The sequence below is a fragment of the Ferruginibacter sp. genome (assembly GCF_049840995.1).
In the GTDB taxonomy this organism is placed as follows: Bacteria; Bacteroidota; Bacteroidia; order Chitinophagales; family Chitinophagaceae; genus Ferruginibacter.
Genome location: NZ_JASGIP010000003.1, coordinates 118,446 through 139,201, shown reverse-complemented (window position 1 = coordinate 139,201; position 20,756 = coordinate 118,446). Strand labels below are relative to the sequence as shown.

Here is a 20,756-nt window from a genome sequence, read left to right as displayed (position 1 = left end):
GAAAATTATTAATTATTCATTATCAATTATCCATTACCCCCTGCCAACTTGCCAGTATTGCCGTAGTTTGTACGATATTTGCGCTGCTGTTTTCCTTTTACTGCTCTAAATCATTTTTATGAAGATATTGTTCCAATACCTCAAACCGCATAAATGGCTGGTGGGGCTCACGCTTCTTTTAGCTACCATCAATATCGGCTTCTCCTTATTCGATCCAATCATTTTTGGTAAGTTGATCAACCTGGCCAATTATCACCAGGGCGTAAACAGCATGGATCATACCGATTATTTCTGGGGTAAAATAACATGGATCAACAAACTGGGTAAACACGAGATATTGTATGGCGTGGTATGGTTACTGATAGCATCTATAACTGTGGCAATGATCAGCCGTATTGCCAAGAACTTCCAGGATTATTTTTTACAGGTGGTGATACAGAAATTCGGTGCCAAAGTATTTACTGATGGTTTACAACATGCCATGAAACTGCCTTACCAGGAATTTGAAGACCAACGCAGCGGTGAAACACTCTCTGTATTGACCAAAGTGAGGGGCGACGTTGAAAAATTCATGACCAGTTTTATCAATATACTTTTTGGTGTGCTGGTGGGTATCATATTCGTGTTTGTATATGCAGCTTTGTTCATACACTGGAGCATACCGGTGGCCTACCTGGTAGGTATTTTTGTATTGACCATGATCACGAATGTGTTGAGCAAAAAGATCAAAGTGATTCAAAAAACAATTGTAGGGCAAACCACCGCATTGGCAGGTTCCACTACAGAATCATTGAGGAATATTGAACTGGTAAAAAGCCTGGGCCTTACCCAGCAGGAAGTAAGCAGGCTGAACAAAAATACTTATAAGATACTCGGACTGGAACTGACCAAGGTAAAACGCATCCGTAGTATCAGCTTTATACAGGGTACACTCGTGAACACTTTACGGCAGGTGATCTTGTTTATTTTAATGTGGCTCATCTTTCACACAAGAATGGATGCCGGTCAGTTGGTGACCATGCAGATCTTTTCCTTTTTTGTGTTTGGTCCTTTGCAGGAGATCGGCAATATCTTATTGTCTTATCGTGAAGCAGAAGCATCCTTAAATAATTTTCATAACCTGATGCAGAAGGCGCCGGAAAAAGAACCGGCACATCCTAAATCATTGGGCAATATTGAAACACTTTCTTTCAGGAATGTAGCATTTAAACACCAGAGTGCATCTCAAAAAGCGATCGATAATATCAGCTTTGATGCCAGGATCGGTGAAACCATTGCGTTTGTGGGACCGAGTGGTAGTGGTAAATCCACATTGATGAAATTGCTGGTGGGATTGTACCGCCCGCAGGATGGAAAGATATTGTACAATAATTTGGATGAAACAGAAATTCATTTTGATGACCTGCGCAACCAGATCGGTTTTGTAACACAGGATACGAATCTGTTCAGCGGTACCATCAAAGAAAATTTATTGTTCGTTAATCCCGGTGCAAGCGATGCCCTGTTAAATGATGTATTGGTGAAAGCCAGCTGTACCAATCTTTTGGCAAGGGCAGAAAAAGGACTGGATACTATGATCGGCGAAGGCGGTTTAAAATTATCGGGTGGAGAAAAACAACGTTTGTCCATTGCCCGTGCTTTATTGCGCCAGCCGCATTTATTGTTATTTGATGAAGCAACCTCTGCACTGGATTCATTAACAGAAGAAGAAATTACAAACACTATTAAAGATATTTCTTCTCAAAAAGGACAGATCACTATTTTGATCGCACACAGGCTGAGTACCATCATGCATGCGGACAGAATATATGTACTGGAAAAAGGCGTGGTGGCAGAAACAGGAACACATGAAAGCCTGATCGATGAAAAAGGCTTGTATTACGCCATGTGGAGACAACAGATCGGTGAAAGAAAAAAGATCACTTCAGCATAATAATTAATTTATGAATATTTCTGTAGCAGATTATGTAGGCTATGCAGGAGGTTTTGTGTCGGCTATCACCTTTTTGCCCCAGGTAATAAAACTGGCAAAAACAAAATCGGTAAAAGACCTGTCATCGCTTACTTTATTCTTTCTTTTTCTCAATGTATCATTATGGCTTATTTATGGTATCCTGGTAAATGCCATGCCAATCATGCTCACCAACGGCATTGTGCTGAGTATGATCATTATGATGATATACTTTAAGATACGGTATAATAAAAATTGATTGGGTTTTATTATTGCAGTTTGTTCAAGACTGCGAAAATGAAGCAAATCTAAAATCCACAATCTAAAATCTGCAATCCTCGTTATCTTTGCAGCATGCCGGAATTAAAACAACCTAAGCCAAATTACCTGTGGAGTGTGCTGATGATGAAATGTCCCAGGTGCCGCCGTGGGCCTATGTTTACAGACAATAATGCTTACCGCAATTTAAAACTGTCGCATATACTGGATATGCCCGAACATTGCCCGGTATGCCACCAGAAATATGATATGGAAACAGGTTTTTGGTATGGTACCGGTTATGTAAGTTATGCACTGGCAGTGGCTGTATCAGTCGCTACATTTGTAGCCTGGTATGTTTTGATAGGTGTATCTACCAGCGATAACAGGATATTCTGGTGGCTGGGTTTCAATATTCTTTTTTTAGTATTGCTGCAACCCTGGCTCATGCGTATCAGCCGGGTGATCTATATACGTTTCTTTGTATTCTACGACGAAGATTTTGAAAGGCATAAGCCAAAGGAATTTGATTATTAAGAACAATAACAGCGCTCTTGCCCGCTTTGTTAAAATGATTTTTACCAGGCTTTATTGACAGTTACAACAGGCTCATGCCTCCTGTTCATCCAGTGCTGCATTTTCCACGTAAGCCATGCGCTGCCGGCACCAACAAGAGCGCCTGCAAATACATCGCTGGGATAATGCACTCCCTGGTACATACGTGCCCAGGCCACGCTGCCGGCAAATAAATACGAAGGCGCTACAAAATACCATTTATGATACCGTAATGCTACAGCAGTGGCAGTTGCAAATGCCGAAGAAGTATGACCTGATGGAAAAGAAAGGCCACCACTTTCATCATCTCTTTTCACAATAAAATTATAGGTTTCAAAAGGACGTTGACGCCCGGTAATTCTTTTAGTGGCATTGGTGATAATGCCCGATAATAACAAGCCACCACCCATATACAAGGCATCCTGTTTCAATTGTTTATTATGCTGTATAAAACCGGCAATTGCTATGCCTGCGGGAACACCCACGCTTACTGCAGTTACGGAGGATGCATTTAATTCCAGGTACTGATCTTTAAGGAAGCTTTGATTTTTATTGATGGAGCGCAATAAATTAATATCAAAATTCTGCGCTTTTACAAAAATGTGCGGCAAACAAAAAAGTACAACAAATGGTATGGTTGTATATTTACTCATTCATTTAAATAGTATTATTGCAGCATAAACCTATTACTGTTGCAAGATACAGCTGCATACGTTAAACCACCGTTAATGAAAAACAAAAGGCTTCTCTCCCTGCATTCGATCCTGGGTTTATTTATTGGGATTTTTATTTTGGCCTTGTCTGTATCAGGGGCTTTGCTGGTTTTTCATGAAGAGATAGATGCGCTGCAGCGGCCCGTCATCGGGCCTACCAAAACACCCAAAGCAATGCTTACGGTGGATAGTTGCTACCGCATTGTACAAACTGCTTACCCGCATGCCAGCATCAGCAGTTGCAGTATGGCAAAAAACGACCGGGAAGCTTTTGCATTTACTATTTATGATTCTTCTTATAAAAATGGTGACAAAGGACTACAGGTATTTCTTCATCCCACTACCGGCAATATTTTGCAAACAAGAGGCGGCAGTGAAGACATGCGGCATAATTTTATGAGTTGGCTGGCTGCTTTTCACAGTTCTTTTCATGCTGGTAAAACAGGTGAATGGTTACTGGGATTTTTTGCCGTGATCTTTGTATTAAGTCTTGTAACAGGCATCATACTTTATCGTAAAAATATTGTTGCCACCATCTTGTTCAAAAAGACTGTATGGAAGAAAAATAACCTGCACCAGCTGATCGGCACCTGGGCGCTGCTCTTCAATTTAATGATCGGTGTAACCGGCTTCTGGATGCAACGCTATGTATTTAAAAAAGATTTTTATAAAAGTTACGATTGGGTGAATACCATTAAAGCTTCCCCCAACCTGTTCTATAATTTTGACAGTGCATATAATCAAATAGAAAAAAAATATCCAGCCTTTACCGGGTACGTCATTTATTTTACCCAAAGTAAAAAAGGTAAAACGGCTATTTACGGCAGCAACAGCACCAACGCATTCATTCACTCCAAAAAATTTGCAGACGTTGTTTTTTTAGACAGTACCGGTGCAACTGCCAAAACAAGGTTCATCAACGAAATATCTGCAGACGACCGTTATGATATCATCAATTCACAACTGCACATGGCAAGGTATGGCGGCGCACCCATAAAGATCATTTACAGTTGCTTCGGTATCTCTTCTGCCATACTAAGCATCACCGGTTTTTTATTATGGAGAAGACGAAAAAGAAATAGCCGGTAAAACGTTTTATATTACCGGCTAATTGATCTAATTTAAATTATAGCTCTCTGCGCCTTCTGCGATATCTCCCGAAAAGATCGGGACAGGTTCGGACAATTATATCTTAAAACTCAACGGCACATTCAATTTAATACTGAAATTCCTTCCCATATTATACACGCCGGTTCTTCCCGTAGCTAAATTTTCTGCAGCATATTTTAAACGGCTTAAATGATTCTGGTAAGCCACATCGCCAATATTAATAGCGCTGAAAGTTAATGTACACAACTGCGTTCCTTTTTTAGTAAAAAGATCAGCACCTACACCGGCATTCAATAAAGTATAACCGCTTGTTTTGGTTTCGGTATTGTATGCAGTAAAAATATTGTTCTGCGTAAAAGTATTATCCAGCTCCACTTTTACGTAAGCATTTTTAATGTTCTTGTTTAGCGATTTAAAATCTCCCCTGAACTCGGTGGTTAATTTGGGTGCAGGAATAAAAGGCATGTTCTTACTGTCTTCAATGGCATCTTTCAGTGTGCCTCTTACATAAGAAAAAGTATTTTGTATATGCAGCCAGTCCAAAGGATGTGGATGAATATCAACCGTAGCTTCAAAGCCAGCCAGTGTGGCTTTGCGCTGATCGAATTTAAAAGCAGTTAAAAGATCACCGTTCACATTTACCAGGCTGTCACTACCACCGGCGCCGAGCAACTTACGGTAAAAAACAAAATTATCAAAGCTGTTCAAAAAGGCTGTTACACCAAGCGAAATATGTTCTGCATTGTATTCTACACCACCGTCAAATTGCAAACTGGTCTCACTTTTTAAATTATTGTCGCCATACTCGTAACGGATAGTTCCTTCATGTGCGCCATTGCTTGCCAGCTCCGGAATGCTGGGTGCACGGAACCCCCTGGCGACATTGAACTTTAAATTCAGCTTATCTGTTACCTGCGATGCGATACCCACACTGCCGGAAATATTGGAGAATGATTTGGTGAATGCCTGCCCTTTGATAGTGGTACCATCCATTAAATTCTTTACATCCACATTCCTGCTGTCATATCTTATACCACCGCTTAAAGTGGTATTCTTAATAACTTTTTGTGCATACAAATAAGTGCCAAAATCAAAGAGGCTGTAATCCGGTATCAATTGCTCCACACCTTTATTGGTATTATCCTGCTGCATACCATTTACACCGATAGAAGTTTTCCAGCCATTCTTTTCTGCAAAATGAAACTGGCCTGTGTAAGTGATGGTCTTCAGATCAAAGAACAACGAACGTTCGGAAGGATCATCTACATTACCAAATTCTTCCCTTTGATTTTGCTGGTAGCCTACATTAAAAGCCAGGCGGTTCTTATTTATCTTAATACTGTTATCTGTAGCAATTTTAAAATGCCTGATATGCTGGTAAGGAATTAAAGGCGTAGTGCTTTTAAAATCTTCATCTGTCGCCCTGGCCTGGTTACCGCCGGGCAGTTCTTTTATAAAATAACCGTCCGCATCCCTTTCTCCTTCCACCAAACCGGCTTTCAGGTCGAAATTGCTGGCCAGTAAATGACTGTAACCCCAATCGCCATTATAACCAGCATAGCCGCCAATATTATGCTCGTTGAATTTTGAATTGAACACCGGGCCGTCGTATTTATTACGGTAATCTTCGGCCGCTTTATTGCTCGTGTACACGTTCCAGTTAAACCCGTTTTTATTGGCGCCAATATTGGCATTGATGGTCCTTAAACGGTTATTGGTTTGATAATTACTTGAAATATTGGCCTTAAGCGTATTGGCCTGCACCGGTACATTGGTAATAATGTTCACCACACCGGCCATCGCATCACTGCCATAAATGATAGAAGCAGGCCCTTTCAGTAATTCAATTTTATTTACACTGGCTTCATCCACTTCAATACCATGTTCATCGCCCCATTGCTGGCCTTCCTGGCGTACACCATCATTCACGGTCAGTACACGGTTGTAGCCCAATCCACGTATCACCGGTTTTGAAATAGCCGGGCCGGTGGATAAAGTACTTACACCACCGATCTTGGTAAGCGACTCAATGATATTGGTGGAAGTGTTCTGTAAAAAATCCTGCTTGCGCATAACCGATACAGCAAAAGGTACTTTTTTTAATTGTGTTGCGCCGGTAACACCGGTTACTATCACGGTATTATTTTCTACCACGGCGCCGCTCAATGTAAAGTCTTTCTTGCTATCACCATTGACGGTAATACTTTCTGCATACGTGGTATAACCGATATGGGAGATCTCGATAAGGTGGGTGCCCTCGGGAATATTTTTAAAATTATAACTGCCATCAGCGCCGGAAGAAGTGCCGACTTTAATATCGGTAATAAAAACAGTGGCCCCGCTGATGGCTGTGCCGGTCTTTGCATCGGTTATTCTGCCTGATAGATTTCCTTTTAATACGGGTGTGTTCTTTGCCGCAGCAACATAACACAATGCGATACAAAGTATGAATAAAACTTTTTTCATCTGATAAGTATATAGACGCAGCGCAACAGTATAAAACTGGCGGGCTGCGGAATAGTGATTAATGATTATGAGTAATGGTGTAATGCTGTTAGCACAACAGCAATGATGCAACAGGTAAAACTATTGCAGATGAAAGATCAGGCAGTAACCGGAGGACCACGGGTTTCGAAGCAACTGTAAGTATCCTGCACAACCGAAGCAGTGATTGCGGGAGTAGTGCTGATAAAACTAAGGGGCACTTCAATATTAAAAGAGGAGGCAAAACTATCCGCATCACGGACCAGCTGGTATTCGCAGATAAAACACCGGGTATCTGTTTTTGCAGCATGATATTCTTTATTATGCTGGTCTGCGTTAGCAGTTTTTACCGGAGTGCTGCCGGTTTTATAAGTGTGCGTATGCGTAACCTGTACAATATGCACGCACAGCATCAGCAGCAATAAACTGATTGCCGACAACTGTTTTATGAATATCTGCTTTTTTAAACGCACCGGGCAAAGGTAGAGAATTGCTGCAACATTGTTGCAAAATTATTTTTAAGCAATTGTTATCGGGCAGATTTTAACTGCTTCAATAACCTGTAATAAAGACATTTATCAACCCTGCCGAAAAGTTTTTTCAATAAAATTCAGTTAACTTGATGCACAAATCTTTCTTGCTATGGACCAATACATTTTATCGCTCGACCAGGGAACTACCAGCAGCCGCGCCATTATTTTCGATCATAAAGGATCGATCATTGCGGTGGCGCAAAAAGAATTCACCCAATATTTTCCGCAACCCGGCTGGGTGGAACATGATGCCAATGAAATATGGAGCACGCAACTGGGTGTGGCTGCAGAAGCAATAACAAAAGCAGGATTGACGGTGGAAAATATTGCGGCCATCGGTATCACCAATCAAAGAGAAACCACCGTGGTGTGGGAAAGAGCCACGGGCAAGCCGGTGTATAATGCCATCGTTTGGCAGGACAGGCGCACGGCTGCTTTTTGTGATGAATTGAAAAGAAAGCAACTGGATACAATCATCAAACAAAAAACAGGATTGGTGATCGACGCTTATTTTTCGGCAACCAAAGTAAAATGGATACTGGACAATGTGGAAGGTGCCCGGAAAAAAGCAGAGAACGGGGAATTGTGTTTTGGCACGGTGGACAGCTGGTTGCTGTGGAACTTAACAAAAGGGCAGATACATGCAACAGATGTAAGCAATGCCTCCCGTACCATGCTGTGCAATATCAATACGCTGCAATGGGATGGAGAACTGGAAAAAATATTTACCATACCCGGCAACATGCTGCCGCAGATACGCAGCAGCAGTGAAGTGTATGGTCACACACAAAATATTTTATCTGCAAAAAATATTCCTATAGCAGGTATTGCAGGTGATCAGCAAAGCGCTTTATTCGGGCAAATGTGTACACAACCCGGTATGGTTAAAAATACTTATGGTACCGGTTGCTTTATGCTGATGAATACCGGCGAAAAACCAGTGGCATCTGCCAATAATTTATTGACCACGGTTGCATGGAAGGTGAATGGCATCACGCAATATGCGCTGGAAGGCAGCGTGTTCATTGCAGGCGCCGTGGTGCAATGGTTAAGAGATGGGTTGGGCATTATTCAAAAATCATCGGATGTGGAAGCGTTAGCGGGTAAGGTTAACAGTAATGAAGGCGTATACGTAGTGCCGGCGTTTACCGGCCTGGGCGCTCCTTACTGGAACCAGGATGCAAGAGGGACCATCGTGGGATTGACGAGGGGCAGTACCGCATCGCATATTGCCAGGGCGGCGCTGGAAAGCATTGCATATCAAACTATGGATGTATTAAAAGCCATGGAAGCGGATTCGGGAATTTCTATTAAAGAATTGAGAGTGGACGGCGGCGCTACTGCCAACGACCTGCTGATGCAGTTCCAGAGTGATATTTTAAATACCAAAGTATTACGGCCCACCATTACAGAAACCACTGCATTGGGCGCTGCTTATCTTGCGGGGCTTGCAACGGGCTACTGGAAAAATATTGACGAGATACAGCAGCAATGGCAGATCGATAAAACATTCATGCCTTCGATGGACGAAGCAACCAGAACAGCATTTACAGCAGGCTGGAAAAAAGCAGTGAACACCACTATCAGCAGCACCCAATAAAATATCCAGATGATCACGCTTGAGCGACCCTATATCGTGTATTCATTGCCGGCAGCTAAGGTTTACCAGCCCATGAAGGCAAAAAAGACAGCTTTGGCATGGCAGGGCATCCAGGATCTTTTAAATAATGTAACTACTGCTGATCCTTTGGTGCCGGATGATATCATTATAAAGATTCATGCTCCCTTCGATATTAAAACAATTGACCCGGCATTGCTGGAGGTCGTTGACAGGGGTGAGCCCACAGAGCGAAAAGGCGAATGGAAAATGAATGCTAAAGACCTGCCGGCAGCGTTGCAATATTTTGAAAATGTACAACCCCGCCTGAAGTCGAATTATGAAGTACATCTTTACCTGACTTATTCATTTAAACTGGTGCAACCTGCTGATAAAACCATACTGGAGCAACAACAATTAAAATCACTTTTTTTAGTGTACCTGGCACGTACGCATGTATGCATGCCTACTTTGTTTTTTCCATTTGAAGAAGCAAGCGTTGATTTCTGGAATTACATCGATGCCATAAAAGCTTATCTTCCATTTGAACTGGAAGAAAAATACTGCCGGCTTGCAAGAATAAAGAACGGCTGGGTAAGCTCGTTTAAAAAGGTCGGCAGGCCGGAATAAAATTTTTATGAACAGAACCACCATGTTGCAGCAACTGGATGATGTGCAGGAATGGGACATCATCATCATTGGCGGAGGCGCTACGGGCCTGGGTGCAGCTGTGGATGCTGCTTCCCGAGGTTATAAAACTTTATTGCTGGAACGGTATGATTTTGCAAAAGGCACTTCGAGCCGGGCCACCAAACTGGTGCATGGCGGTGTTAGGTATTTAGCGCAGGGAAATATCAAACTGGTAAGGGAAGCATTGAAGGAACGGGGTTTGCTATTAAAGAATGCACCACATATTACTAACAGCCTTTCTTTTGTATTACCTTGTTACAGTTGGTGGCAAAAAATATATTATGGCATTGGGTTAAGCATTTACGACCTCATGGCAGGTAAACTGGGCCTGGGCAAAACAAAGATCATCAACGCTTCAAAAACAAAAGCGCAACTGCCTACCATTAATGAAAAAAAATTAAGTGGTGCTGTAGTGTATATGGATGGGCAGTTTGATGATGCAAGGCTGGCCATTAATCTTGCACAAACGGCAACAGAAAACGGCGCCGTGGTTTTAAATTACTGTGCCGTAACAGGATTGATAAAAGACCTGCCAGCCGGCAAAAAAGTAAAACAGGTATGTGGTGTAACGGTATTGGATACACTAAATGAAAAGCAATATGAATTAAAATGCAGGGTGTTGATCAATGCCACAGGTGTATTTGCCGATGCTGTACTGCAGATGGATGATACTACAGCAAAAGATATCATCAGTCCCTCGCAGGGCATTCACCTGGTGATGGATAAGAAGTTCTTTCCCGCCAACGATGCCATGATGATACCCAAGACAAGCGACGGCCGTGTGTTATTTGCCGTGCCCTGGCACGATAAAGTGATCGTGGGTACTACGGATACACCTATAGAAAGTCATTCGCCCGAACCAACACCACTCGAAGAAGAGATCGCATTTATACTGCAGCATATCAATCAATACCTGGATGTAAATGTTAAGAGAACGGATGTAAAAGCAGTTTTTGCAGGGTTAAGGCCATTGGTAAAAAAAGGCAGTGGTAAAAAGACTGCATTGCTTTCGAGAGATCATACCATTATGGTAAGCACCAGCGGTATGGTTACCATTACCGGTGGTAAATGGACAACGTACCGTAAAATGGCGAGTGATGTGGTGAACAACGCCGCCTTTACTGCAAAACTGGAAAAACGTGCCTGCATTACCGAAGAACTTAAAATACACGGCTGGACCAATACAATAGATAAAAAAGATCCGTTGCATTATTACGGCGCCGATGCCGCAGCGATAAAAGCACTTTGTGTAAACGATGCAACTTTAAGTGAATTGATACATCCGTCGTTTGCCAACATCAAAGCAGAAATTGTTTGGGCGGTGCGTAACGAAATGGCAATGACGATTGAAGATGTATTGGCTAGAAGAACCCGGCTGTTATTTTTAGATGCGCAGGCTGCAATAGATGCAGCAAAAGTTGTAGCTTCAATAATGGCAAAGGAAATGAACCAGCCCAACGATTGGATTGAACAACAGGTAAACGATTTTACAAAGCTTGCAAAACAATATTTACTATCCTGAACGTGAGTGGTGAGACGTGAGTCGTGAGTAGCGCCCGGGATAAAAGATCACCTAAATAACTATCAACTTTCAACCATCAACTTTATGACTGCTTTTTTACCGGAATTCATTGGCACCGCATTATTACTTTTATTGGGTAACGGCGTTAATGCCAACGTATCATTGAACAAAGCTTATGGCAACAGTAGTGGCTGGATCGTTATTGCATTCGGCTGGGCCATGGCGGTTTTCGTGGGTGTGTATGTGTGTGCATCGCTGGGTGGCAACAGCCATTTAAACCCGGCAGTCACTATTGCCGATGCCATCAAAACAAACGACTGGAGCAAAGTGCCCGTGTATTGTGCGGCACAAATGCTGGGCGCCATGACGGGGGCATTTTTAGCCTGGCTCTCTTACCGCTCGCATTTTGATGCCACCACGGATGGTAATGCGATGCTGGGTGTTTTTTGCAACGCTCCGGCCATTCCCAATACCTTCAATAATTTAATGACGGAGATCATCGGCACATTTGCATTGGTGTTTGGGGCCTTTTCCATCTCCGGCGCCAAGATGAATGATATCGGTATTTCACTGGGTGCTATTGATGCTGTGCCGGTGGCATTGCTGGTGCTGGCGCTGGGTTTATCATTGGGCGGGCCTACGGGTTATGCCATTAATCCGGCAAGGGATCTTGGTCCGAGGATCACGCATTTTTTATTGCCGATAAAAAATAAAAGAGACAGTAACTGGGGGTATAGCTGGATACCGGTGGTGGGACCTGTTATTGGTGCGGTGCTGGCAGCGTTGGTGTTTAAAGCGTTTCATTGATGGCAACATGGTCAGACGAGGGCGTCAGACCATGTTGGAGTCGGACGGGGTGTCAGACCATGTTGCGACAGACCATGTTATTTTCCGCTGAGATCAATATCAGCCACCACCGGGTAATGATCTGAATAAGGCACTTTAAAAGTGGTGTACTGTTTTATAGCGAATTTTTTATCCGCCATTATATAATCTATCCTTAAAGTGGGCGAAATAAAACGCAGGGTTCTGCCCATGCCTGAACCCTTCTTTAAAAATGCATCCTGCAAATTTCCTTTTACAGTAAAATAAGTATAAGAATTAGGCACATCATTAAAATCGCCGCAAACAATTACAGGGTAAGGGCTGGCTTTTATTTTTTCGTGCAGGATATCTGCCTGTACAGCCCGCTTGCTGTAAGCATATTTTAATTTGCTGATGATGGCTTTGGAACCGGTAACGCTTGCTTCGGCAGGGTCTTTTAAACTGTAGATCGCATCATAATCACTACCCTTAAAACTTACCGATTGCAGGTGCGTGGTAAATACCCTTATCACCTGGTTGTTGATCTGCAGGTCTGCATAAATGAGCGGCTCAATAAAGTCTTTTTCGCTGTAATAAAAATAACCCGCATTCAATATCGGGTATTTCGACATGATCTCGGTGCCCGTCAATACCGAAGTGGTATACAGGCGGCCGGAATAATTGATCTTGGCAAAATACACGTATTGATAACCGGCATCTTTCAATGCAGGAATCACGGTATCGCGGTAGGCTTTCTTTTTATAGTATAAGTATTCCTGGAAACACAGCACATCGGCCTGGCTGCTTTTGATCAGGTTCACCATTACATCCAGGTTGTTCTGGTTATCAGAAGCATTCGATTCGCCCCAGCTGGAAATATTCCAGGTCAATACCCGCAATGAGCCGGGCTCTTTGTTATAGTGGAAGGTTTTTTGTGTATGAAAACTGAATGTAGCGGTCCATTGTTGCCAACCCAGCAGCAGGGCGGCCACACAAATCCATGCCCATCTTGAACGGCGGATGATCCAGTAGATCAAAAACAGCAGCAGCACAAAAAAAAGTATGGGAAAACCCAGGCCCAGCAGGGCGATGAACCAATGGCTGCCGGCATTAAAAAAAGGTACCAGGCAGGCCATCAAATAAAAGAGAATACTGATACAATTAATGCTGATAAAGGATATCCTTGCAAATTTTTTAAGCCTGGGCGACATAATTTAATAAAAATCGAAGCTACACATTTCCCGTTGAACCCAAAATAACTGATATATAGCGATTGATTTATATCCCAGCGGTAATTTAGGCTCCTTTTGGTTCAAAACTTGGGCAAAAAGCCTGTGTTCAAATTTCAGTTTTCAAACTGCATGCCTTACCTTTGCCGCTCAAAATTATACCTCATTATAATAAAATATTATTTATGGCCAATACGGGTAAGGTAAAATCAGTGATCGGTGCGGTTGTAGACGTTCAGTTTGACAGCGGCAGTAAACTTCCGGAAATTTTAAATGCGTTGGAATTAAAACGTGAAAACGGCGATACGCTTGTACTGGAAGTACAGCAGCATTTGGGCGAAGACAGCGTTCGTACTATTGCAATGGATGGTACCGAAGGTTTGGTACGTGGTACAGTAGTGGTGGATACCGGTATTCCTATCGCAATGCCGGTGGGTGAAGGTATCAAAGGCCGCCTGTTCAACGTAACCGGTGATGCTATTGATGGTTTGCCACAGGTAAGCAAAGCTGGTGGACGCCCTATCCATAACAAACCACCATTATTCGAAAACCTGAGTACTGCTACCGAAGTATTATTTACCGGTATCAAAGTAATTGACCTGATCGAACCTTACGCAAAAGGTGGTAAGATCGGTCTGTTTGGTGGTGCAGGTGTGGGCAAGACCGTATTGATCCAGGAACTGATCAACAATATCGCAAAAGCATATAGTGGTTTATCCGTGTTTGCAGGTGTGGGTGAAAGGACCCGTGAAGGTAATGACCTGATGAGGGAAATGATCGAAGCAGGTATCATGAACTACGGCGATAAATTCAAACACAGTATGGAAGAAGGTGGATGGGATCTGAGCACTGTGAATGTAGAAGAACTGAAAGAATCAAAAGCAACCTTCGTGTTCGGACAGATGAACGAACCACCAGGCGCCCGTGCACGTGTGGCATTGAGCGGTTTGACCATTGCAGAATACTTCCGTGATGGTGATGGCGAAGGACAGGGAAAAGATATCTTATTCTTCGTAGATAATATCTTCCGTTTTACCCAGGCAGGTTCTGAAGTATCGGCTTTGTTAGGTCGTATGCCATCTGCGGTGGGTTACCAGCCAACACTGGCAACAGAAATGGGATTGATGCAGGAACGTATCACTTCAACCAAGAACGGTTCTATCACATCTGTACAGGCGGTATATGTACCTGCGGATGATTTGACCGATCCGGCTCCCGCAACTACCTTTGCTCACTTGGATGCAACTACGGTATTGTCTCGTAAAATTGCGGATCTGGGTATCTATCCAGCGGTGGATCCTTTGGATTCTACCTCACGTATCCTTACCCCGTTGATCGTGGGTGACGAACATTACAATACTGCTAACCGTGTAAAATTGATTTTACAGCGCTATAAAGAATTACAGGATATTATCGCCATCCTTGGTCTGGATGAATTGAGTGACGAAGATAAACTGGTAGTATCAAGGGCCCGTAAAGTACAACGTTTCCTGAGCCAGCCTTTCTTTGTGGCAGAACAGTTTACCGGTTTAAAAGGTGTACTGGTGCCAATTGAAGAAACCATCCGTGGCTTTAACGCTATTATGGACGGTGAAGTGGACGAATATCCTGAAGCAGCTTTCAACCTGGTAGGTACATTGGAAGATGCAATGGAAAAAGGTAAAAAATTAATGGCGGCAGCACAAGCGTAATTAATTTGAAGATGAATTGATTTGAAGATTTGGAAATGAAATATTCAATCAGCAAATCACCAGGTCGTCAAATTATCAAATCAACAAAATGAACTTAGAGATTCTAACACCAGAAAGTAAAATTTTCAGCGGCGACGTTTACGGCGTACAGTTACCAGGCATCAGCGGTTCGTTTGAATTGCTGGATAAACATGCACCGATGGTAAGTGCACTGAAAGACGGTAAGCTGAAGATATTAAAAGATAAAAATGCGGCTTCTTCCTACAGCATTCAGAGTGGTTTTGTAGAAGTACTCAACAACAAAGTAACTGTACTGGTAGAAGGCGCAACAGAATTGTAACCGGAAGCTCCAGCTTCCGGCCCTATAAAAAAGCGATCGCCAATTTATTGGCGATCGCTTTTTTATTTAGAATAAACATACACTAATCCAATTGCCGCTTCAACTGCACATGCGCCCATGCCGTAAAAGGCAATAACAGCAATAACAAAAAAGAAAAAGCGCTGTGCGTAAAAGCAAACGCCATCAACGAAAGAACGATCACGTATAACGGATAAACCAACAGCAGGATGCCCACCATTATAGAATCAAAATGATCTGTATGAAAAGACAGTTTTTTCACCAGCAGCTTAACAGGATAATATAAAGGGGCATGCAATAGCCAGCCTGCTAACGAAGGAATAAACAGCAGTATTTTTTTTAAAGCAGATTGCGCTACATGGAATTTGTTATGCAAAGAATTTTTATCCCTGCCGGGTATCTCGAAAACAAAGGGCTGCAGTTGCTGTACAAGATTGCTATTAAAAGATTGAATACTCTTGCCATGGGCACCGCTTTGATCAATATCTTTTGCAGTAATAAAATCGCCGAAGAATAGTTTTACATTCTTGCCAAATTTGCTGAACGAACTGTAATTGATCCCTACAGGTAAAACTTTTAATGGAATACCATCTTCCCAACTGCTGATGGCCAGGCGGGCCGTGCCTTTTTTCAGGGGCCTTAAATGCCATTCATTAATGCATTTTCCCTTCGCTGAAAATAAGCACCACACCATTCTGCTTGAATATCTCTTTGCAATGATCAAAGGTTTTGTAATTCTCTTCCAGGTTCTCAACGCCTTCGCTTACACGATAAACAGGTAATAATTTTAAAGCCAGCAATAATTTGGTGACGAACTTTCCTTTAAATGCATCGCCTCTTGCCAGCGAATACACCGGCTTATCAAACAACGTACAAAAAATGATCGCATCTAAAAACGAATTGGGATGATTGACCGCCAGCAGCAACGGGCCATCCAGGTGCAGCATTTCTTTTTTATTAATAGCAATATCCCTGCAATAAAATTTTATTGCCAGCTTAGCCGGGATCTTTACCAGGGAATATAACATGTGTAATTTATAATTGCTCAATGAATAATTAATAATGAAAGCAGGGGGCGTCTGTAAAGCAAGCTGCAATAATTATTCATTAGGTCATTATCCATTATTCATTAGTTTAATTGTGGGTCGATGGGAAAATTGGCCATGATCTCGTATTCGCCGCCCAAATGTTTCAGGCTGCCTTTCCATACTTCGTCGGGCTCGGTATTAAATACCAGATTGCGGGTGGCATCCACGGTAAGCCAGCTTTTTTCGTTCAGTTCGCTGTTCAGCTGGCCATCGCTCCAGCCGCTGTAACCAATGAAGAATTTTATTTTAGAAAGATCGATGGTATTGTTTTTTATAAGGGCTGTTACCGTTTCAAAATTGCCACCCCAGTAAATACCTTCGCTTACTTTGTAGGCATCGGGTATCAGCTCGGGGTACTGGTGCACAAAATGAATGGTATCGGTTTGTACCGGGCCGCCATAATACACCGGCACCTGCAATCCTTCAAAATTATCCAGCAATTCATCCAGGGTCTGTTCGATCTGTTTGTTCAGCACAAAACCAAAACTGCCTTCATCTTTATGATCGCATAAAAGCACCACGGTACGTATAAAATTCGGGTCCTTCAAAAAAGGATCGGCAATTAATAGTATCCCGGGACCAGGTTGAATCATATTTCTAAAATACTGTTTAATTCTTGAAATAAATAAAAATTCACCTCCAAATATCCGCTGCACCTCCACCGGCTGTAATTTGACGAAAATGAATGGCTATTTTCTCTAAACCTTCGTTAAATTTACCGTTTAACGGGTTTGCCATATTTTACAGCCTTTAACTGATTTACTTTTGCATAGATGAAGAGAATTTTCCCCATTATCACCATACTGATCTTCCTGTCGTTGCTGGGGCTGATATTTTTCCAGTTTCTCTGGATAAAAAGTGCAAGAGAGGCAAAAGATAAACAGGTGGAAGAAAATATAAAGCAGGCCATGAATTCGGCGGCAGAAACTTTGTCGCAGGATAATAATTCTATTGTTCCCTTCGGCAAAAAGAATGATATCATTTTTCCCGGCGAAAAACTGCAATACTTCAAGCCTTCGGTAATGCAGCGGTATTCCAAAGAAGATATTTCCAATATCATCCGCACGGCGTTCAATAAAAATAATCTCAAGAACTATCCTTTTGAATTTGCGATACTCGAAAATTCCATTACCGGTAAGCAATTGCTGAGCGATAATTTTTACAATCTTTCGCTGGATACCAATAAAAACATCAACCACGTTTATCCATTACAGCCACCCGGTGGCAGCAGTTATGAGAACCTGGTGGCAGAAGAATTGTTGTGCGTGATAGTACCCAACCAAACCAGCATCATCTGGAAAGAAATGTTCTGGTTTATTGTAGGCGCCATTTTATTTACCCTCATCATTACCACTGCATTCTTCATCACCATCCGCACTTTACTCAAACAGAAAAAATTGAGTGAGATCAAATCTGATTTCATCAATAACATGACGCATGAATTCAAAACGCCTTTGGCAACAATTTCGTTGGCGGTGGATGCGCTGAAGAATGATAAGGTAAGAGGCAATGAAGAAAAGACGGGCTATTTTACCAATATCATCAAGGAAGAAAATAAAAGGATGAACAAGCAGGTGGAAACCATTTTACAGGCCGCCCTGCTGGATAAACAGGAAGTACAACTGAACCTGAAAAAATTACCTGCGCACGATATGATAAAAAGTGCATTGAACAATATTACTTTACAGGTGGAAGAAAAACAGGGGGCGCTGGAAGTGCACCTGAATGCAGAAAAAGATATGATACTGGCAGATGAAGTACATTTTACCAACCTTATCAATAACCTGTTGGATAATGCGGTAAAATATTCCAAAGAAAATCTTGCCATCAAACTCACCACCGAAAATGCCGGCAACCAGTTAAGAATTAGAATTGAGGACAATGGTATTGGTATGAACAAAGAAACACTGAACCGGATATTCGAAAAATTTTACCGGGCGCATACCGGCAATATACATAATGTAAAAGGCTTTGGCCTTGGATTGAGTTATGTAAAAACAATGGTGGAAGCGCATCACGGCAACATTAAAGCAGATAGTGTACTCGGTAAGGGTAGTACGTTCACTATCACCATACCACTGGCTGCTGTGTAAGCATTTACCGCTTTGCCACAGGTACAACCAACTTTAAACCACTCCATACATCACTCACCGCACAAACTTTAATATCCACGAGGTTGTGCTGCAATGCAAAATTGCGTATACTGTCTTCCGTTAGGTCGGTCGCAATACCCGACGCCTTTTTATACCAGGATACCCATATCACCACCGATGTATTGGCTTTTGTATACTGCAATGCTTTTTCCATGCCTTTTTTAAATGCACTACTGTCTTTTGCAAACAGGTGTACCAGGTCCGGTGTCTGCCTGCCCGTTAGTAGCTGCTTTGATATATCCTGCTGCAGCAATTCAAAATAATTACCCGGCTGATTGATCACAGCAACCTTCATTTCGGGGGTAATACCCAGCTTTTTTATCAGGGGAGTTCCGGAATATCCAGCGGTAGCCATGGCTTGATGCTTTGAGTGGGTGAAAGGGGTTATTAACAGTGTTTGCACAGCTTTCCACAGGTAATGCACAGCATGTTACCGCATAAAACACAGCAAAGCCACGCCGGTTTTGGGCAAAACACATGTGGATAAAAAACTTTATCTAAAAAATGTTTAGAAAGTGGTAAAAAGTGTTATTTTGTGGAAGTTTCTGTTTAAGCAGGGCTAAATACTTGAAAATGATAGGTTTCCTCGGTGAGTATGAAGCAACTTTAGACATAAAGGGGCGCTTTTTGCTACCGGCAGGGTTTAAAAAACAGCTGCCGCAGGAGGGTGCTGCCCAGTTTGTGCTAAACCGGGGCTTTGAAAAATGCCTCACGTTATACCCAATGCAAAGCTGGGAGCCTATATTTTCTGAGATCAGCAAACTGAATGATTTTGACCCTAAGGTAAGAGAATTCAGGCGATATTTTTTGAATGGCGCCACCCAGGTGGAACTGGACAGCGCCGGAAGATTATTGCTGCCGAAGAACCTGAGTGAACATGCAGGCCTGGAAAAAGATATTGTGCTGGTGTCGGCCGTCAACAAAATTGAGATCTGGGATAAAAGTAAGTATACACAGCTCTTTGAAACTTTTACACCGCAAGCCTTCAGCGACCTGGCTAACGAGGTGATGAACAAAGTAATGAATGGTTGAATTGTTTAACTGTTAAATGGTTGATATGAGCAAACAAGCTTCAAATGAAAGATCAACAGTGCAGCAACCGGACAATTCATCAATTGATTATCATGTACCCGTTTTGCTCAGCGAAGCTGTTGAAGGTTTAAACATACAGCCGGACGGTATTTATGTTGACTGCACTTTTGGTGGCGGCGGACACAGCCGTGCCATACTGCAACAACTGGGTGCCGACGGAAAGCTGTTTGTTTTTGACCAGGATGCAGCTGCCAAAAAGAACCTGCCGGATGATGAACGGATATTTTTCATTCCGCAGAACTTCCGCTTTGTACAGCGTTTTTTACGCCTGCAGAAAATAACGCAGGTAGACGGCATTCTTGCAGACCTGGGTGTATCAAGTCACCAGTTTGATGAAGCGGAGAGGGGATTTTCCACCCGCTTTGATGCAGCACTTGATATGCGTATGGACCAACGTGAAAGCATTACTGCAGCAACCGTACTCGCCGGTTTTACCGAGCAGCAGCTGCACAAAATGTTGGAACAGTATGGCGAAGTGACCAACTCAAAAACACTGGCAAAAACAATCGTACAGCAAAGAGCGCTGGCGCCCATCCGTACCATCAACGAGTTTAAACTGGCAGTAAAGGCCGCGGTTAAAGGTAATCCTCAAAAATACTTTGCCCAGGTATTCCAGGCACTGCGTATCCAGGTAAACGACGAATTAGGCGCACTTAAAGACTTATTGCAACAAACCACTGCTCTAGTAAAACCAGGAGGCCGCATAGCGATCATCACTTTTCATTCTTTGGAAGACAGATTAGTTAAAACATTTTTTCGCAACGGAAATCTTTCCGAAGCCGAAGCAGATGAAGTGTATGGTACCCGACCAGCGAGCCCGTTTTTAATCATTACTAAAAAGCCCATTGTACCCGGTGATAATGAATTGAAACAAAATCCACGATCGAGAAGTGCCAAGCTGAGGGTTGCCGAAATGAAATAGAAGTTT

At 42.6% G+C, this 20,756-nt stretch carries 21 protein-coding genes; 13 read left to right on the top strand and 8 right to left on the bottom strand.

Features of this window, described 5'->3' with window-relative positions; translation table 11 throughout:
• Positions 1-118 precede the first annotated feature (118 nt).
• The 3 genes from QM738_RS02165 to QM738_RS02155 all read left to right on the top strand — a co-directional run bounded on the left by QM738_RS02165 (position 119) and on the right by QM738_RS02155 (position 2,746).
• On the top strand, positions 119-1,933 hold the full coding sequence (locus QM738_RS02165) for an ABC transporter ATP-binding protein (protein WP_462275037.1): 1,815 nt from the start codon (positions 119-121) through the stop codon (positions 1,931-1,933).
• A 10-nt stretch (positions 1,934-1,943) separates the two neighbouring features.
• On the top strand, positions 1,944-2,210 hold the full coding sequence (locus QM738_RS02160) for a SemiSWEET family sugar transporter (protein ID WP_462275036.1): 267 nt from the start codon (positions 1,944-1,946) through the stop codon (positions 2,208-2,210).
• Between the two features lie 95 nt (positions 2,211-2,305).
• Positions 2,306-2,746, top strand: a complete 441-nt coding sequence (locus QM738_RS02155) for a DUF983 domain-containing protein (protein ID WP_462275035.1) — start codon at positions 2,306-2,308, stop codon at positions 2,744-2,746.
• A 41-nt stretch (positions 2,747-2,787) separates the two neighbouring features.
• Here QM738_RS02155 and QM738_RS02150 read toward each other — a convergent pair whose 3' ends face one another.
• Positions 2,788-3,417, bottom strand: a complete 630-nt coding sequence (locus QM738_RS02150) for a phosphatase PAP2 family protein (RefSeq protein ID WP_462275034.1) — start codon at positions 3,415-3,417, stop codon at positions 2,788-2,790.
• 75 nt (positions 3,418-3,492) lie between these two features.
• On the opposite strand from QM738_RS02150, the gene QM738_RS02145 reads away from it, so the two are divergent.
• On the top strand, positions 3,493-4,566 hold the full coding sequence (locus tag QM738_RS02145) for a PepSY-associated TM helix domain-containing protein (protein ID WP_462275033.1): 1,074 nt from the start codon (positions 3,493-3,495) through the stop codon (positions 4,564-4,566).
• Positions 4,567-4,662: 96 nt separating this feature from the next.
• On the opposite strand, the gene QM738_RS02140 is transcribed toward QM738_RS02145, so the two are convergent.
• On the bottom strand, positions 4,663-7,053 hold the full coding sequence (locus tag QM738_RS02140) for a TonB-dependent receptor (RefSeq protein WP_462275032.1): 2,391 nt from the start codon (positions 7,051-7,053) through the stop codon (positions 4,663-4,665).
• A 137-nt stretch (positions 7,054-7,190) separates the two neighbouring features.
• Positions 7,191-7,511 (bottom strand): hypothetical protein, encoded by a 321-nt coding sequence (locus QM738_RS02135; protein WP_462275031.1) that lies wholly within the window; start codon positions 7,509-7,511, stop codon positions 7,191-7,193.
• A gap of 202 nt (positions 7,512-7,713) precedes the next feature.
• Here QM738_RS02135 and glpK point away from each other — a divergent pair, with 202 nt between their 5' ends.
• Genes glpK through QM738_RS02115 form a run of 4 tightly spaced genes read left to right on the top strand, consistent with a single transcriptional unit; the run spans position 7,714 to position 12,220 of the window.
• Complete coding sequence (gene glpK / locus QM738_RS02130; RefSeq protein WP_462275030.1) at positions 7,714-9,204, top strand: glycerol kinase GlpK; 1,491 nt, start codon at positions 7,714-7,716, stop codon at positions 9,202-9,204.
• Between the two features lie 9 nt (positions 9,205-9,213).
• Positions 9,214-9,831, top strand: a complete 618-nt coding sequence (locus QM738_RS02125; RefSeq protein WP_462275029.1) for a hypothetical protein — start codon at positions 9,214-9,216, stop codon at positions 9,829-9,831.
• A 7-nt stretch (positions 9,832-9,838) separates the two neighbouring features.
• Positions 9,839-11,413: a glycerol-3-phosphate dehydrogenase/oxidase gene (locus QM738_RS02120; protein WP_462275028.1), complete on the top strand. Its 1,575-nt coding sequence runs from the start codon at positions 9,839-9,841 to the stop codon at positions 11,411-11,413.
• A 39-nt stretch (positions 11,414-11,452) separates the two neighbouring features.
• On the top strand, positions 11,453-12,220 hold the full coding sequence (locus QM738_RS02115; RefSeq protein WP_462276692.1) for an MIP/aquaporin family protein: 768 nt from the start codon (positions 11,453-11,455) through the stop codon (positions 12,218-12,220).
• Positions 12,221-12,297: 77 nt separating this feature from the next.
• Here the strand turns inward: QM738_RS02115 and QM738_RS02110 are convergent, their stop codons facing one another.
• Positions 12,298-13,428, bottom strand: coding sequence for an endonuclease/exonuclease/phosphatase family protein (locus QM738_RS02110; protein ID WP_462275027.1), 1,131 nt, complete (start codon positions 13,426-13,428; stop codon positions 12,298-12,300).
• A 203-nt stretch (positions 13,429-13,631) separates the two neighbouring features.
• Between QM738_RS02110 and atpD the strand changes: the two genes are divergently transcribed.
• On the top strand, positions 13,632-15,137 hold the full coding sequence (atpD, locus tag QM738_RS02105) for a F0F1 ATP synthase subunit beta (RefSeq protein ID WP_462275026.1): 1,506 nt from the start codon (positions 13,632-13,634) through the stop codon (positions 15,135-15,137).
• Positions 15,138-15,225: 88 nt separating this feature from the next.
• Complete coding sequence (gene atpC / locus QM738_RS02100; protein WP_462275025.1) at positions 15,226-15,477, top strand: ATP synthase F1 subunit epsilon; 252 nt, start codon at positions 15,226-15,228, stop codon at positions 15,475-15,477.
• A gap of 82 nt (positions 15,478-15,559) precedes the next feature.
• Here the strand turns inward: atpC and QM738_RS02095 are convergent, their stop codons facing one another.
• The 3 genes from QM738_RS02095 to QM738_RS02085 form a co-directional block, all read right to left on the bottom strand.
• Positions 15,560-16,189, bottom strand: coding sequence for a lysophospholipid acyltransferase family protein (locus tag QM738_RS02095; RefSeq protein WP_462275024.1), 630 nt, complete (start codon positions 16,187-16,189; stop codon positions 15,560-15,562).
• Positions 16,149-16,523 carry a 1-acyl-sn-glycerol-3-phosphate acyltransferase gene (locus tag QM738_RS02090; protein ID WP_462275023.1) on the bottom strand — a complete coding sequence of 125 codons (375 nt, stop codon included), beginning with the start codon at positions 16,521-16,523 and terminating at the stop codon, positions 16,149-16,151. Before QM738_RS02090 ends, QM738_RS02095 begins: the two co-directional genes overlap by 41 nt.
• Positions 16,524-16,624: 101 nt before the next feature.
• Entirely contained in the window at positions 16,625-17,176 is a 552-nt protein-coding gene (locus tag QM738_RS02085) for a YqgE/AlgH family protein (RefSeq protein WP_462275022.1), read from the bottom strand.
• Positions 17,177-17,356: 180 nt separating this feature from the next.
• On the opposite strand from QM738_RS02085, the gene QM738_RS02080 reads away from it, so the two are divergent.
• Positions 17,357-18,676, top strand: coding sequence for a sensor histidine kinase (locus QM738_RS02080; protein WP_462275021.1), 1,320 nt, complete (start codon positions 17,357-17,359; stop codon positions 18,674-18,676).
• A gap of 4 nt (positions 18,677-18,680) precedes the next feature.
• Here the strand turns inward: QM738_RS02080 and QM738_RS02075 are convergent, their stop codons facing one another.
• Positions 18,681-19,091: a hypothetical protein gene (locus tag QM738_RS02075; RefSeq protein ID WP_462275020.1), complete on the bottom strand. Its 411-nt coding sequence runs from the start codon at positions 19,089-19,091 to the stop codon at positions 18,681-18,683.
• A gap of 218 nt (positions 19,092-19,309) precedes the next feature.
• On the opposite strand from QM738_RS02075, the gene mraZ reads away from it, so the two are divergent.
• Entirely contained in the window at positions 19,310-19,768 is a 459-nt protein-coding gene (gene mraZ, locus QM738_RS02070; RefSeq protein ID WP_462275019.1) for a division/cell wall cluster transcriptional repressor MraZ, read from the top strand.
• Between the two features lie 25 nt (positions 19,769-19,793).
• Positions 19,794-20,750: a 16S rRNA (cytosine(1402)-N(4))-methyltransferase RsmH gene (gene rsmH, locus QM738_RS02065; RefSeq protein ID WP_462275018.1), complete on the top strand. Its 957-nt coding sequence runs from the start codon at positions 19,794-19,796 to the stop codon at positions 20,748-20,750.
• Positions 20,751-20,756 lie beyond the last annotated feature (6 nt).

Coding starts and splice junctions, on each gene's coding strand:
- QM738_RS02075 (WP_462275020.1), bottom strand. CDS start 19,091: ATGGCTACCGCTGGATATTCCGGAACTCCCCTGATAAAAAAGCTGGGT.
- QM738_RS02085 (WP_462275022.1), bottom strand. CDS start 17,176: ATGATTCAACCTGGTCCCGGGATACTATTAATTGCCGATCCTTTTTTG.
- QM738_RS02150 (WP_462275034.1), bottom strand. CDS start 3,417: ATGAGTAAATATACAACCATACCATTTGTTGTACTTTTTTGTTTGCCG.
- QM738_RS02120 (WP_462275028.1), top strand. CDS start 9,839: ATGAACAGAACCACCATGTTGCAGCAACTGGATGATGTGCAGGAATGG.
- atpC (WP_462275025.1), top strand. CDS start 15,226: ATGAACTTAGAGATTCTAACACCAGAAAGTAAAATTTTCAGCGGCGAC.
- QM738_RS02080 (WP_462275021.1), top strand. CDS start 17,357: ATGAAGAGAATTTTCCCCATTATCACCATACTGATCTTCCTGTCGTTG.
- QM738_RS02095 (WP_462275024.1), bottom strand. CDS start 16,189: ATGGTGTGGTGCTTATTTTCAGCGAAGGGAAAATGCATTAATGAATGG.
- QM738_RS02145 (WP_462275033.1), top strand. CDS start 3,493: ATGAAAAACAAAAGGCTTCTCTCCCTGCATTCGATCCTGGGTTTATTT.
- QM738_RS02110 (WP_462275027.1), bottom strand. CDS start 13,428: ATGTCGCCCAGGCTTAAAAAATTTGCAAGGATATCCTTTATCAGCATT.
- QM738_RS02090 (WP_462275023.1), bottom strand. CDS start 16,523: ATGTTATATTCCCTGGTAAAGATCCCGGCTAAGCTGGCAATAAAATTT.
- QM738_RS02160 (WP_462275036.1), top strand. CDS start 1,944: ATGAATATTTCTGTAGCAGATTATGTAGGCTATGCAGGAGGTTTTGTG.
- atpD (WP_462275026.1), top strand. CDS start 13,632: ATGGCCAATACGGGTAAGGTAAAATCAGTGATCGGTGCGGTTGTAGAC.
- QM738_RS02140 (WP_462275032.1), bottom strand. CDS start 7,053: ATGAAAAAAGTTTTATTCATACTTTGTATCGCATTGTGTTATGTTGCT.
- QM738_RS02125 (WP_462275029.1), top strand. CDS start 9,214: ATGATCACGCTTGAGCGACCCTATATCGTGTATTCATTGCCGGCAGCT.
- mraZ (WP_462275019.1), top strand. CDS start 19,310: ATGATAGGTTTCCTCGGTGAGTATGAAGCAACTTTAGACATAAAGGGG.
- glpK (WP_462275030.1), top strand. CDS start 7,714: ATGGACCAATACATTTTATCGCTCGACCAGGGAACTACCAGCAGCCGC.
- QM738_RS02155 (WP_462275035.1), top strand. CDS start 2,306: ATGCCGGAATTAAAACAACCTAAGCCAAATTACCTGTGGAGTGTGCTG.
- QM738_RS02165 (WP_462275037.1), top strand. CDS start 119: ATGAAGATATTGTTCCAATACCTCAAACCGCATAAATGGCTGGTGGGG.
- rsmH (WP_462275018.1), top strand. CDS start 19,794: ATGAGCAAACAAGCTTCAAATGAAAGATCAACAGTGCAGCAACCGGAC.